The 14,127-nt window shown below is 51.6% G+C and carries 8 protein-coding genes and 1 tRNA gene; 6 read left to right on the top strand and 3 right to left on the bottom strand.

Annotated features, from left to right (window positions below; translation table 11 throughout):
* Positions 1–73: 73 nt before the first annotated feature.
* Together C510_RS0110915 and C510_RS0110910 are read right to left on the bottom strand one after the other, a co-directional pair.
* Complete coding sequence (locus tag C510_RS0110915) at positions 74–694, bottom strand: LysO family transporter (protein ID WP_018711379.1); 621 nt, start codon at positions 692–694, stop codon at positions 74–76.
* Positions 684–968, bottom strand: a complete 285-nt coding sequence (locus C510_RS0110910; protein WP_018711378.1) for a LysO family transporter — start codon at positions 966–968, stop codon at positions 684–686. The genes C510_RS0110915 and C510_RS0110910 overlap by 11 nt, the downstream gene beginning before the upstream one ends.
* A 1,112-nt stretch (positions 969–2,080) precedes the next feature.
* Between C510_RS0110910 and C510_RS17165 the strand changes: the two genes are divergently transcribed.
* Entirely contained in the window at positions 2,081–2,254 is a 174-nt protein-coding gene (locus C510_RS17165) for a helix-turn-helix domain-containing protein (protein ID WP_018711375.1), read from the top strand.
* Positions 2,255–2,287: 33 nt separating this feature from the next.
* On the opposite strand, the gene ftsH is transcribed toward C510_RS17165, so the two are convergent.
* Positions 2,288–4,102: an ATP-dependent zinc metalloprotease FtsH gene (gene ftsH / locus C510_RS0110890; protein ID WP_018711374.1), complete on the bottom strand. Its 1,815-nt coding sequence runs from the start codon at positions 4,100–4,102 to the stop codon at positions 2,288–2,290.
* A 233-nt stretch (positions 4,103–4,335) separates the two neighbouring features.
* On the opposite strand from ftsH, the gene C510_RS0110885 reads away from it, so the two are divergent.
* The 5 genes from C510_RS0110885 to C510_RS0110865 all read left to right on the top strand — a co-directional run bounded on the left by C510_RS0110885 (position 4,336) and on the right by C510_RS0110865 (position 14,082).
* Positions 4,336–4,410, top strand: a tRNA-Arg gene (locus C510_RS0110885).
* Positions 4,411–4,741: 331 nt separating this feature from the next.
* Positions 4,742–7,306, top strand: a complete 2,565-nt coding sequence (locus C510_RS0110880; RefSeq protein ID WP_018711373.1) for a beta-mannosidase — start codon at positions 4,742–4,744, stop codon at positions 7,304–7,306.
* A gap of 82 nt (positions 7,307–7,388) precedes the next feature.
* The gene (locus C510_RS0110875; protein WP_025892654.1) at positions 7,389–9,713 is read left to right on the top strand and encodes a glycoside hydrolase family 20 protein; all 2,325 of its coding nucleotides are present in this window, start codon (positions 7,389–7,391) and stop codon (positions 9,711–9,713) included.
* 52 nt (positions 9,714–9,765) lie between these two features.
* Positions 9,766–11,784, top strand: coding sequence for a glycoside hydrolase family 20 protein (locus C510_RS0110870; protein ID WP_018711371.1), 2,019 nt, complete (start codon positions 9,766–9,768; stop codon positions 11,782–11,784).
* Positions 11,785–11,847: 63 nt separating this feature from the next.
* Complete coding sequence (locus C510_RS0110865; protein WP_025892656.1) at positions 11,848–14,082, top strand: GH92 family glycosyl hydrolase; 2,235 nt, start codon at positions 11,848–11,850, stop codon at positions 14,080–14,082.
* The last annotated feature ends 45 nt before the right edge of the window (positions 14,083–14,127 follow it).

The raw sequence follows: 14,127 nt of genomic DNA, 5'->3' as shown, positions 1-14,127 counted from the left end.
TTACGTATTTATGATATTATTGCGCTCTCTTCTGGATGGTATTGATTCTGACAAATATAATGCAGTAATGGTATTATCCACAGAAAAATGTAATCAGCATAGGGGTAGCTATTTCCAGTACGATACCTTGGATAACGGCTATCGGTATGAATTCCTGTCCGGAATATTTGCTGATGGCTGGCAGGCAGACATCAATGGAAGTTACGCCTGCCGCCGAAATCGGAGCCAATTTCCCGAAGCAATGGGCGTACAGTGGTGCTCCGATAAGTGCGAACAGTTCTCGGAATACATTGGTCAACAGGGCAATTGCTCCAAGTTGAGAAGCCAGATCCATGCCTATTACGTTTTCTTTCAGTTGGATAATCATGATGGATGATAACGAGTAATAGCCGAATCCGCATCCTATAGCCATGCCGTCCCATAGATTCATGGCCAGTAGGATACTAGCCAAAGCTGAGAACAGTAAGGTACCTCCGATGGTAAATACCGGAAACAGGAAGGAAGACCATTGGAAATTGGCTTTCATATAGTTGAAATCGCTATTGGCTCCCAGGTTTAAGCCTGCCTGAAAAACCAGAAAAGCCAACAGATAGGAAGAAATGTCCTTACAATAAGGCAGAAATGGAATGTCAAGATACATGCCACAAAGGATACCTGTTAAAAGACAGCCTACAATCATCAGATTATTTTTCATGACGGCCTCCTTTCTTCTTGAAAAACAGACTGAATGCCATGCTGGCAGCCAGAACGCTGCCTGCGACGCCACAGAAAGCTAGAATGAAGGCTTGTAGTCCGATGTTTCCTACATTGCTGACCAGTTCCTTGTTGGAACCGATGGACACACCGAATACAAACAGCATGGTCCAGATGGTAGCTGAAATAGAAGTGTCCAGTTTTTTGAAAAGTGATATTTTGCGGCAGAAGGTCCCTGTCAGAAGACCGATTATCAATATACTTAGATACAACATATTATCAAAATAGTCGGTTAGTATGTTCAATTTGATTGTTTACAGTCGGTTTTATCCCGTATGTATTGAGAGTACACGGGAAGAATGCAACTAGTTCACAGACGGGTATAACTATCCTGTCAGAGAGTTGCATGAATGCCTTTAGCTGGCATGGTGGAATAAATCAGACTGCTGAAAATTGGACAAAACCAGAGAACCATTGGATAATAAGAATCGTAATACACCAACTGGGTTGGGTATTGACTATCTTGTTATTGAAAAAATTGGTTCTTTGCATTGTATAAAAGTATAAGAGTTAGTTTTGCGGTGCAAAGATAACGAATGTAGTTTGACAAACCGAAATAATTGCAGAAATTTTTTGTAGAAGGTAGAATATGAAAAGTTGGTGATATATCTTATTGCTGGAGAAGTCTGGTCAGCAATAATCCGTATATTTGCTGTTGATTCTGTTTAATTGAAGCACATGTTTGATAGAAAAGTAAAGATAAATGGTTTTGTAGTCATGGAATTCTCTGATTTCTTGACCGGATATGTATGTGAAGGTTCATTTCTGTTTGATGGATTGATTTTCGGTTTTGGTCTTCAGGGTGATTTGCTCTTTAAGCTTAATTATACGGAATCCGGATTTCTTCCGGAGGTTTTTTTGTTGTTTTGCCACATCGGCTTTTTTCTGTTGTATCCTGTTCACCTGATCTGGAACTGAAAATATTCCTTTTGTCTACCGATTTTATATTGTCCTTGCCGGTTCCTCCAGATTTTCAAATGCTTAAAAAGGCTGATGTTTGTCCTTGTCTACAATTGGATTTGGTATCGGAAGATATCAAGGCTTTATGCAAGATGATAAAGCGGTATAATGAGGGCATATCTGTCGGACTGGTGAAAAATGCGCTGATGCATTCCATAATCTTTATGGTGTCTTCATCTTATGAAAGGATAGAACATGCTGAAGTACAAACCTATTCAAGACCGGAAGTGTTGACGCGTCGATTCTTTGATTTACTTTTGCAGTATTATCAGACTGAGCGGGCGGCATCGTTCTATGCAGACAGACTGTGTGTTACAGCAAAATATCTTTCTACTGTAATAAAACAGACTACCGGATATCCCCGTTATTGAGCTGGGTATACGATGTAGTGGTATTGGCTGCCAAACGTTACCTGAAAACAACTTCTCTTACCATACAACAGGTATCCGAAGCGCTTAACTTTTCTACCCCTTCTTCGTTCGTACGCTTTTTCAGGCAGCGTACCGGATATACTCCTTTGGAATATCGGAACAAGGTATGACCCTATTTTCCGGATTCCGGTAGTTCTATATAACTATTGTTTTTCTGTCTGTTGGAGTATTCTCATGAATTCATCTCCTGTAATAGTCTCTTTTTCAATTAGAAATGTTGCTGCCTGGTGCATGGCTTCCAGATTTTCTGTTATGATTTTTCTGGCTTTCTGATGAGCTTCCTTGATGAGGCGTAAAACTTCGTGGTCTATATCAGTTGCCGTATCGGTAGAGCAGGTAAGGGATGTGTCTCCACCCAGATAAGCGTTCTTTACTGTTTCAAGTCCCATCATATCATAAGTTTCGCTCATTCCATATCTTGTTACCATGGCCCGTGCCAGTTTGGTAGCTTGCTCAATGTCGTTGGAGGCTTCTGTAGTGACTGTGTTGCAAATGAGTTCTTCGGCTGCACGTCCTCCTGTATAGGTAACAATCCGGTTGAACAAGTCTTCTTTGCTCAACAGTACCTGTTCGTTGTTGTCTACCTGCATGGTGTATCCTAAGGCTCCCGATGTACGGGGAATGATAGTAATCTTATGGACCGGAGCTGAATGGGTCTGCATGGCCGCCACCATGGCGTGGCCGATTTCGTGGTAGGCGATGATTCTTTTTTCGTCTGTAGAAATGACTTTTCCTTTTTTTTGTGCTCCGGCAATGACCGTTTCTACACTTTCTTCCAGGTCATTGGTAGTCACTCTGTTCCGTTTCATTCGCACTGCACGCAAAGCCGCTTCGTTTACGATGTTTGCCAATTCTGCTCCGGATGAACCGGCTGTGGCACGAGCTACTAAATCCATGTCTATGTTATCATGCTTGATTTTTTTCAGGTGAACTTCCAGAATGGCCTTTCTTCCTTCCAGGTCCGGAAGTTCCATCTGTATACGACGGTCAAAACGTCCAGGACGCAGCAACGCCTTGTCGAGACTTTCCGGTCGGTTGGTTGCGGCCAGGATAACTACTCCTTTCCGTCCATCGAATCCATCCATTTCGGTCAACAACTGGTTGAGGGTCTGTTCCCGTTCGTCGTTTCCTCCGAAGGAAGCGTCCCGCCGCTTGCCGATGGCGTCTATCTCGTCGATGAAGATGATGCACGGCGCCTTCTCGTTGGCCTGCTTGAACAGGTCTCTGACCTTGGCGGCTCCCATTCCGACGAACATCTGTACGAATTCGGAGCCTGAGATGGCAAAGAAAGGAACCTTGGCTTCGCCAGCCACGGCACGGGCTATCAGGGTTTTCCCGGTACCCGGAGGGCCGACCAGCAAGGCCCCTTTCGGTAAAGAGGCTCCGATGTCGGTGTATTTTTGAGGATTATGCAAGAAGTCAACAATTTCTGTCAATGTCTCTTTGGCTTCGTTCTGCCCGGCTACATCGGCAAAAGTTGTTTTGACATCGGAGTCCGCATAGATTTTGGCACCGCTGCTTCCGAACGACATGAAGTTTCCGCCGTTGGAACCCATGCGGGCCCGGATGCTGTTGGTGGCCTGTTTCCAGATGAGGTAGAAAATCAGCCCCGGCAGAATCCACATGAGTATGAAGTTGAGTATCGGTGAATTCTCTTCCGGTACAATCTGGTTGAACGCTATTTTTCCGGTGGGGTTCGGGCTTTCGGCTTCCAACAGGCGGTCCACCAGTTGCGGGTCGTTGATTTCTCCCGTCTGGTAGGTCTGGGTCCGGTCTCCGTCTTCGGCCACGGTGAAGTAAATCTGGTTGTTCTTGATCATGACCTCCTTGATTTTCCCTTCCTCCATCTTTCCGATGAAGGTGCCATAGTCCGTTACGTTTATTTTCCGGTTGGTCAGGTTGGGGAAGATGAGCCAGTTCAGGAACAGGACAATCAGGATTCCCCACAGGAAGCCCATGAAGGGGTTCCCTTTGGGGCGTGCTGGTTTTGTACGTTTGGTTTCATAGAATATCCGCTTCTGGTTTTACGGGCAAAGATCGGCAGCCGGGGGCGGAGGGGCGTAACCCGAACCGCCGGAAGAATGTGCAAGACTTCGCAGATTTGCCCAATTTCTCTTTCCGTGAAATTTTTTTGCCCGATTATTAGGATGGAATCGGGAATAATTGTACTTTTGTGACCGCATTCAGCCATGCACCCATAGTTCAATGGATAGAATAATGGATTCCGGTTCCATCGATTGGGGTTCGACTCCCCATGGGTGTACCACCGCACAGTCACCGGCAGCCGCTCAGGTCGCGCGGTGATTTTTTTGTTTTCCCCATGGACGCCAGGCCGTTTCCGATGATTTCCGGAGCGGCCTGGCGTCATTTTTTTTGGGGTATAGGGGCTCCGCAAACGGATTTTTTTGTTTTTGCGCAAATTTATTTGTAAATAATTTTAGTATGTTTGCCTACATAAAGTTTTTTTTCTTAATTTTACTACCGAATTTGGAATATTATGAAAAATACGTCACATCGGTTTGGATTCGTTGGGTAAACGGAGAGGCGTCTTTGATAATATCCCGATTTTGAATCAGCTAAATTTAAACGATAGAGATATGTGGAAAAGAAGCATCATGGCCTGGGTGTGTGGTCTGACGGCAGCCAGTGTATGGGGAGCCGCCGACGGACAGCCGCAGACTGTGGCATTGACCCAAGGTTGGGAATTTTCGAAAGAGGGCGCGGAGGAATGGCTTCCGGCCCAAGTACCGGGTACGGTACATCAGGACCTGATGAACCAGGGAAAGCTGGAGAATCCGTTTTTCGGCATGAATGAGGAAAAAGTGCAGTGGGTGGAGAAAGAGAACTGGCTGTACCGTACCGTATTCCAGGTGGACTCGGCGCAACTGGCGCGCGGTGCCGCGGAACTGCGTTTCGAAGGACTGGACACGTATGCCGATGTGTACTTGAACGGTTCGCTGTTACTGAAATCGGACAACATGTTTGTAGGATATACGCTGCCGGTGAAGCCGGTGCTGCGGAAAGGAGAGAACCGGCTGATGATCCGGTTCCGCTCGGCCGTGAACGAGACGCTGCCCCAGTGGGAAAGCGACGGGTTCAACTATCCGGCCGATAACGACCATGCGGAAAAGCGGGTCAGTGTGTACAGCCGCAAGGCTCCGTATTCCTACGGTTGGGACTGGGGAATCCGGCTGGTGACTTCCGGCATCTGGCGGCCGGTGAAGCTGGTCTTCTACGACGATGCCCGCATCGATGACTATTACGTGCGTCAGCAGGCTATCAGCGAGCAGGAGGCACGGCTGGAGAACCAGTTGGAAGTGACCAATGTCACCGATAAGGAACAGCAGGCGGTAGTCCGTATTGACTATTCCTGTAAGGGGGTGGAAAAGACTTTGGAACAGACGGTCAGTTTGGCTCCCGGAAAAAACCGCATCTGCTTGCCGTTGGTCATCGACCAGCCGCATCTGTGGATGCCGAACGGCTGGGGAGAACCGGCCTTGTATGACTTTACCGCTTCCGTAACGGTGAACGGCCGTGAAGTGGCCTCGCAGAAGGAACAGATCGGGCTGCGCAGCATCCGTGTCGTGAAGGAAAAGGACAAGGACGGAGAATCCTTCTATTTCGAAGTGAACGGAAAGCCGCTGTTCGCCAAGGGGTCGAACATGATTCCGAACGACGCCCTGCTGCCGAACGTGACAGCGGAACGCTATGCCCGCCTGATGGAAGACGTGCAGCGGTCGAACATGAACCTGATCCGTGTGTGGGGAGGCGGTATCTACGAAGACGACAAATTCTATGAAGAAGCCGACAGACATGGTATCCTCGTCTGGCAGGACTTCCTGTTTGCCTGTACCACGTATCCGCACGACCCGACTTTCCTGAAACGGGTGGCCGAAGAGGCGGCATACAACATCAAGCGTCTGCGCAACCACGCTTCGCTGGCCATGTGGTGCGGGAACAATGAAATCTACGAAGGGATGCGCTACTGGGGATGGAAAGAGAAATACACTCCCGAAATCTATGCCGAGATGACCCGGGGCTACGATGTGCTGTTCCGGCAACTGCTGCCGTCCCTCGTCAAGGAACTGGATCCGGACCGTTTTTACATGCACGGTTCGCCGTACGAAGCCAACTGGGGACGTCCGGAAAGCTGGAAGATAGCCGACAGCCACAACTGGGGGACCTGGTACGGACAGAAACCTTTCGAAAGTTTCGATACGGAGATTCCGCGTTTCATGAGCGAGTACGGTTTCCAGGCTTTCCCGGAGATGAAGACCATCCGGACTTTTGCCGAACCGAAGGACTATGCCCTGGAATCGGAGGTGATGAACGCCCACCAGAAGAGTACCATCGGGAATTTCCTGATTCAGAAGACGATGGCCCTGTATTACAAGGTGCCCCAGAAGTTCGAGGACCTGGTGTATGTGGGACTGGTGCTGCAAGGACAGGGCATGCGTCACGGCATGGAGGCCCACCGCCGCAACCGCCCGTACTGCATGGGCTCGCTGGCCTGGCAGTTGAACGACAGTTGGCCGGTGGTATCGTGGTCGTCTATCGACTATTACGGCAACTGGAAGGCCATGCAGTATCAGACCCAACGGGCTTTTGCCCCCGTGCTGGTGGATGCCATCAAGGAAGGCGAGGATTTGTGCTATTACCTGATGTCGGACAAGCTGACGGACGAAGACGTGACCCTGAACCTGGAACTGATGGATTTCGACGGCAAGGTTTACAGCAAGCGGAAGATAGACGGAAAACTGCCGGCCAATACCTCGCTGCTCCTTGCCAAGGAGAACTGGGAACAGGAACTGCAGGGACGGCCGGCCGCCACTTCGCTCATACACATGGTGCTGAAGAACAAGCGGGGAGAGGTGCTGTCCGATGAAATCTATTACTTCGCCTACGCGAAAGACCAGCAGTTGCCCAAGGAAGGACTCAGCTATCAGGTGAAGGAGAAAAACGGCAAGTGTGAGGTGACGCTCAAGGCCAGGAAACTCATGCGCGACATCTTCCTCGAAATACCGGAACAGGGAGCCCGTTTCTCCGACAATTTCTTCGACCTGCTGCCCGGACAGCAGAAGAAGGTGGTCATCGACTTGCCGGACGGCCGCCCGCTGAAGGACGTACAACTGACCGTACACACCATCAACGCGTTGAATTAACTCGGAAGAGGGGCCTGGGGAACCGGAAACCTTGTCAGCGATTAACGATTAACAATTAATTATTAACTATTATACAAGTATCATGAAAACATCAATCAAATCAACCCTGTGGGGACTGTCGTTGGCCAGTCTGCTGATGACCGGATGTTCGTCCGCCCCCACCGTTGTGGCCGACTATGAGGTAGTACCGGCCCCGTTGCAGATTACTACCGCCCAGCAGTCGCCGTTCGTACTGAAGAGCGGAGCCGTCATCGGCTATCCTGCCGGCAATGCCAAGATGCAGAAGAACGCCGAATTCCTGGCCGCTTTCCTGAAAGACCAGACCGGTATGGTGCTGAAGACCGCCGAGGGGGAAGGGGACATTACCCTTCAGTTGGGCATGCAGGACGAGAATCCGGAAGCCTATCAGTTGAAGGTGAACAGCGACGGCATCGTCATTTCGGCTCCGAGCGAAGCAGGGGTATTCTACGGAATCCAGACCCTGCGCAAGTCTGTGTCCGCCGCTCCGGACAGTCAGGTGGAATTCCCGGCTGTAGAAATTGTGGACAAGCCACGTTTCGGCTACCGCGGCATGATGCTGGATGTGGGCCGTCATTTCTTCTCGATGGATGAACTGAAGACGTACATCGACATGCTGGCCCTGCATAACATCAACCGCTTCCACTGGCACCTGTCGGAAGACCAGGGATGGCGTATCGAAATCAAGAAATATCCGAAGCTGACCGAAATCGGTTCACAGCGTAAGGAAACGGTCATCGGCCGTAACTCCGGCAAATACGACGGCAAGCCTTACGGTGGTTTCTATACCCAGGAACAGGCCAAGGAAATCGTACAGTATGCGGCAGACCGCTACATTACCGTCATTCCGGAAATCGACCTGCCGGGACACATGCAGGCTGCACTGGCCGCTTATCCGGAACTGGGTTGTACCGGCGGTCCGTATGAGGTATGGACCCAGTGGGGCGTTTCGGACAACGTACTGTGTGCCGGAAACGACCAGACCATCCAGTTCATCAAGGACGTACTGGCCGAAATCATCCAGATTTTCCCGTCGGAATACATCCACGTAGGGGGTGACGAGTGTCCGAAGGTGAAGTGGGAAACCTGTCCGAAGTGTCAGGCACGCATCAAGGCCCTGGGCTTGAAATCGGACAAGCAGCATACCAAGGAGGAACGTCTGCAGAGCTACGTGATTCATGAAGCCGAAGAGTTCCTGAACGCCAACGGCCGTCAGATGATCGGTTGGGACGAAACGCTGGAAGGCGGTCTGGCTCCGAATGCGACAGTCATGTCCTGGCGTGGTGAAGGCGGCGGTATCGAAGCGGCCAAGCAGAAACATGACGTGGTGATGACTCCGAACACCTACCTGTACTTTGACTATTACCAGACGAAGGATGTAGACGGCGAACCGTTGGCCATCGGCGGTTACCTGCCTATGGAACGTGTATACAGCTACGAACCGATGCCGCAGTCGCTGACTCCGGAAGAACAGAAATACATCATCGGTGTGCAGGCCAACCTGTGGACGGAATACATTCCGGACTTCAAGCAGGTACAGTACATGGTATTGCCGCGTATGGCTGCCCTCTGCGAATCACAGTGGTGCGCTCCGGAAAAGAAGAACTACGATGAATTCCTGAGCCGTATCATTCCGTTGGTGAATATCTACAAGCAGAAAGGATGGACCTACGCTACCCATATCTTCGATGTGATGCTGGAACTGAAACCGAATACAGAGAAAGGCACGCTGGATGCCGTAGCACGTACCATCGACAATGCTCCTATCCATTATACGTTGGACGGTTCTGAACCGGGCGCTTCTTCACAGCTTTATAACGGCGTGGTACAGATTGACAAGCCTTGTGTGCTGCGTACGGTGGCTGTACGTCCGGAAGGCAATTCACGCATCACCACTGATTCCATTTTCTTCAGCAAATCTTCCATGAAGCCTATCACCATGCTGCAGCCTATCAACAAGCAGTATGAGTTTACCGGAGCCACCGTACTGGTGGACGGTATGACGGGGAACCACAATTACAAGACCGGCCGCTGGATTGCTTTCTACAAGAACGATCTGGAAGCGGTCATCGACCTGAAAGAACCGACTGAAATCAGTTCGCTTACCCTGCATACTTGTGTAGAGAAGGGTGACTGGGTATTCGACGCACGTGCCATCAAGGTATCCGTATCGGACGACAACAAGACCTTCAAGGAAGTGGCTTCGGAAACTTATCCGGCCATGAAGGAAACAGACCCGAACCAGATTTATACCCACGAACTGAAGTTTACACCGGTCAAGGCCCGCTATGTGAAGGTATTCGCACAGCCGGAACACAGCATCCCAAGCTGGCACGGCGGTAAGGGCAATCCGGGATTCCTGTTTGTAGATGAACTCATTCTGAACTGATGAACGCATGAAACTGAAAAGAATATTTGTAGCCTTGTTGCTGTGTACAGGGATGTACACAGCAACAGCTGTTGTAGCAGATACCCGTCCGGCCCTGACTCCGGTCCCGTCCGAACTGGTCATCCTGCAAGGTGAATTCGTATGGAAGGACAATACTTCCTTGTGGATAGACGCTCCGCAGGCGGATAAGCAGATTCTGACGGATTATCTGCAGGCATCCGGCCTGAAACTGAAGGCAGCCAGGAAGGAGGCCAGCAAACAGCAGGTGGTGCTGAAGGTGGTTCCGGCCATCGAGGGGATGACCTCGCCGGAAGGCTATCGGCTGACGGTGACTCCGAAGAAGGTGGAAATCACGGCGCTTTCCGGTGCCGGACTCTTTTACGGCGTACAGTCGCTGCTGCAGTTGGAAGGGCAGTACGGCACCCAGCTTCCTGCCCTCGCCATCAAGGACGAGCCGCGTTTCCCGTACCGGGGAATGATGCTGGACGTTTCCCGTCATTTCTTCGACAAGGAATTCGTGAAGAAACAGATGGACATCCTTTCCTATTACAAGATCAACCGCCTGCACCTGCATCTGACGGATGCGGCCGGCTGGCGCATCGAAATCAAGAAGTATCCGCGGCTGACCCAGTTTGCTGCCTGGCGTCCGCAGGCGGTATGGAAAGACTGGTGGAACGGCGACCGCAAGTACTGCGAGGAGAACGACCCGCAGGCAAAGGGCGGTTACTATACCCAGGATGACATTCGCGAACTGGTGGCCTACGCGCAGCAGCATTACATCACGCTGATTCCGGAAATCGAGATGCCTGCCCACTCGGAAGAGGTACTGACCGCTTATCCGGAACTTTCGTGTACCCACGAACCGTACAAACAGGCGGATTTCTGTATCGGCAACGAGAAGACTTACGAGTTCCTGGAAAATGTGCTGCTGGAAGTGATGGACCTGTTCCCCTCGAAATACATCCATGTAGGGGGAGATGAGGCCGGAAAGGCATCGTGGAAGACCTGTCCGCTCTGCCAGGCCCGCATGAAGGAAGAAGGGCTGAAGGACGTGAACGAACTGCAGAGTTACCTGATTCACCGCATGGAACGTTTCCTGAACAGCCACGGCCGTAACCTGCTGGGCTGGGATGAAATTCTGGACGGCGGTCTGGCTCCGAACGCGACGGTGATGTCCTGGCGCGGTACCGAGGGGGGCCTGAAGGCGGTGGATGCCGGTCATCATGCCATCATGAGCCCGGGTGAATTCTGCTACCTGGACGGCTATCAGGATGCGCCGTATTCACAGCCCGAAGCCATCGGCGGTTACCTTCCGCTCCAGAAGGTATACAGCTATAACCCGGTGCCGGACACGCTGTCGGCCGACAAGGTACAGCTCATTTCGGGAGTACAGGGCAACCTGTGGACGGAATACATTCCGACTCCGGAACACGTGGAATACATGATTTATCCGCGCATGATGGCCATCGCCGAAGTGGCATGGTCGGCCCAGGACAACCGCTCGTGGGACGATTTCCACGGACGTGCCTTGAAGATTGTGGAGGAACTGAAGCAGAAAGGCTATCATCCGTTCGACCTGAGCAAGGAAATCGGTAACCGGAAAGAGGCTCAGCAGCCGATTGAACATTTGGGACTCGGCAAGAAGGTGACTTACAACGCGCCGTATTGGGAGAACTATCCGGCCAACGGCGACAAGACGCTGACCGACGGTCTGCGGGGAGGCTGGAACTACAACGACAAGTTGTGGCAAGGTTTCGTGACCAAGAACCGGGTGGACGTGGTCATCGACCTGGAAAAGGTGACAGACATCCACTCCATCGCCGCCGACTTCATGCAGATTTGCGGTCCGGAAGTATTCATGCCGGCACAGGTCATCATTTCGGTTTCGGAAGACGGTGAGAACTATACCCAACTGGCCGACCTGAAACACGAGGTGGTGCGTGACGATGCCGTGACGTTCAAGAATTTCGGTTGGACAGGCTCTGCCAAAGCCCGTTATGTCCGTTACCAGGCCCTGGCGAGCGACAAGTTCGGCGGTGTCTTGTTTACGGACGAAATCGTGATAAAATAATTGCTCCGACAGCGATGCCGGCCCTCGGGCCGGTGCCGCTGTCTCAAAATTTAAACAGGAACTATGAAACAATCCAAACTTATGTTGTTGGGTGCCGCATTGACGGCATTCCTTTCTGTATCGGCCCAGGAACAACCGGTGGATTACGTCAACCCGTTTGTCGGTACGACGAATTACGGAACGACGAATCCGGGTGCCGTGCTTCCGCAAGGCATGATGTCGGCCACCCCCTTCAATGTGATGGGGTCGGACCTGAACAAGTTTGACAAGGACAAGCAGTGGTGGTCTACGCCTTATGATGTCACCAACAAGTATCTCACCGGCTTCTCGCACGTGAACCTGAGCGGGGTGGGCTGTCCCGACCTGGGCTCCTTGCTGCTGATGCCGACGACCGGCGAGCTGAACGTGAACTATCGTCAGTACGGTAGTGAGTATACGGATGAGGAAGCTACACCGGGTTATTACAGGAACAAACTTTCCAAGTACAATGTGCAGTGCGAAATGACGGCTACGTTGCATACCAGCCGTGCCCGCTTTACCTTCCCGGCCGGTCAAAGCAATATCCTGCTGAATCTGGGAGAAGGACTGACCAACGAGAGCGGCGCGTCGGTACGTTTCGTGAACGACTGCGAGATAGAGGGCTCCAAGCTGCTGGGAACGTTCTGCTACAATCCGCAGGCGGTGTTCCCGATTTATTTCGTGATGCGTATCCACAAGGCGCCCGAAGAACGCGGTTACTGGAAAATGCAGCGTCCGATGGATGTGGAGGCACAGTGGGATGCTGATGCCGGCAAATACAAGCTCTATACCAATTACGGACGCGTGATGAGCGGCGACGACATCGGCGCCTGGTTCACCTACAACACCCAGGCCGGCGAAACCCTGGAAGTCAGCATCGGTGTATCGTTCGTCAGCATCGAGAACGCCCGCCTGAACCTGGATACCGAACAGCCGGCCGGCACGACCTTCGACCAGTTGCGTGCCGATGCCCGCGAAAAATGGAACGAAGACTTGAGCCGTATCCTGGTGGAAGGCGGAACCGAGGAACAGAAGGGTGTCTTCTACACCGCTCTGTATCACGCCATGATTCATCCGAACATCCTGCAGGACGTGAACGGCCAGTATCCGATGATGGAAAGCGATTCCATCCTGACCACTACGCATAACCGCTATACGGTATTCTCTCTGTGGGACACGTACCGCAACGTCCATCAGCTGATGACCCTGGTTTATCCGGAACGTCAGATGGACATGATCCGGACCATGATGGGCATGTACCAGGAACACGGCTGGTTCCCGAAATGGGAGTTGTACGGACGGGAAACCCTGACCATGGAAGGTGACCCGAGCATTCCGGTCATCGTGGATTCCTGGATGAAGGGCCTGCGCGACTTCGACATCAACCTGGCTTACGAAGGGATGTACAAGTCGGCTACCACGCCGGGCAAGGACAACCTGATGCGTCCGGACATCGACGAATACATCAAGCGCGGCTACTGTCCGATGGAATCTCAGTTCGACAATTCCGTTTCGCACGCGCTGGAGTATTACATCGCCGATTATTCGTTGTCTACCTTGGCCAAGGCGCTGGGCAAGAAGGAAGACGCCAAGATGTTCTACGACCGTTCGATGGGTTACAAGCATTATTACTGCAAGGAATTCGGTACGTTGCGTCCGATTCTGCAATCCGGTGAATTCTATTCTCCGTTCGACCCGCTGCAGGGAGCCAATTTCGAACCGAGCCCGGGCTTCCACGAAGGCAATTCCTGGAACTATACCTTCTATGTGCCGCACGATGTCAAAGGACTGGCCAAGCTGATGGGCGGTCAGAAGAAGTTCATCGACAAGCTGCAGATGGTGTTCGACAAGAACTACTACGACCCGGCCAACGAACCGGACATCGCTTATCCGTACCTGTTCAGCTACTTCAAGGGCGAGGAATGGAGAACACAGAAGCTGGTGAAAGAGCTGCTGGCGAAACATTTCACGACGAAGCCGAACGGCATACCGGGCAACGAAGATACAGGTACCATGTCTTCATGGGCCATCTTCAGCATGATGGGCTTTTATCCCGACTGTCCTGGCGTTCCGGAATATACCTTTACCCTGCCTACCTTCGACAAGGTGACCATCAAGCTGGACCCGGCCTATTGGGGAACCGACAAGCTGGTGCTGAAGAAGGAAGGGGGCGACGGCTACATCAAGGAAATCCGTCTGGGTGACAAGAAATCGTCTGCTTACCGCATTACCCACCAGGATCTGATCAAGGCCGGCGAAATCACCTTCGTCTGCGAATAATCTTTTACAGACAGAAAGAAAGCCATTTCCGACGCGTTCCGGCTG

The sequence above is a fragment of the Phocaeicola barnesiae DSM 18169 = JCM 13652 genome (assembly GCF_000374585.1).
Taxonomy (GTDB): Bacteria; Bacteroidota; Bacteroidia; order Bacteroidales; family Bacteroidaceae; genus Phocaeicola; species Phocaeicola barnesiae.
The sequence above is the reverse complement of the archived record's forward strand: the minus strand, read 5'-3'. Positions and strand labels throughout refer to the sequence as shown.

Excerpts from the sequence above, each read along its gene's own strand:
- C510_RS0110915 (WP_018711379.1), bottom strand. The coding sequence starts at position 694 with ATGAAAAATAATCTGATGATTGTAGGCTGTCTTTTAACAGGTATCCTT.
- C510_RS0110875 (WP_025892654.1), top strand. The coding sequence starts at position 7,389 with ATGAAAACATCAATCAAATCAACCCTGTGGGGACTGTCGTTGGCCAGT.
- C510_RS0110880 (WP_018711373.1), top strand. The coding sequence starts at position 4,742 with ATGTGGAAAAGAAGCATCATGGCCTGGGTGTGTGGTCTGACGGCAGCC.
- C510_RS0110865 (WP_025892656.1), top strand. The coding sequence starts at position 11,848 with ATGAAACAATCCAAACTTATGTTGTTGGGTGCCGCATTGACGGCATTC.
- C510_RS0110910 (WP_018711378.1), bottom strand. The coding sequence starts at position 968 with ATGTTGTATCTAAGTATATTGATAATCGGTCTTCTGACAGGGACCTTC.
- C510_RS0110870 (WP_018711371.1), top strand. The coding sequence starts at position 9,766 with ATGTACACAGCAACAGCTGTTGTAGCAGATACCCGTCCGGCCCTGACT.
- ftsH (WP_018711374.1), bottom strand. The coding sequence starts at position 4,102 with ATGGGCTTCCTGTGGGGAATCCTGATTGTCCTGTTCCTGAACTGGCTC.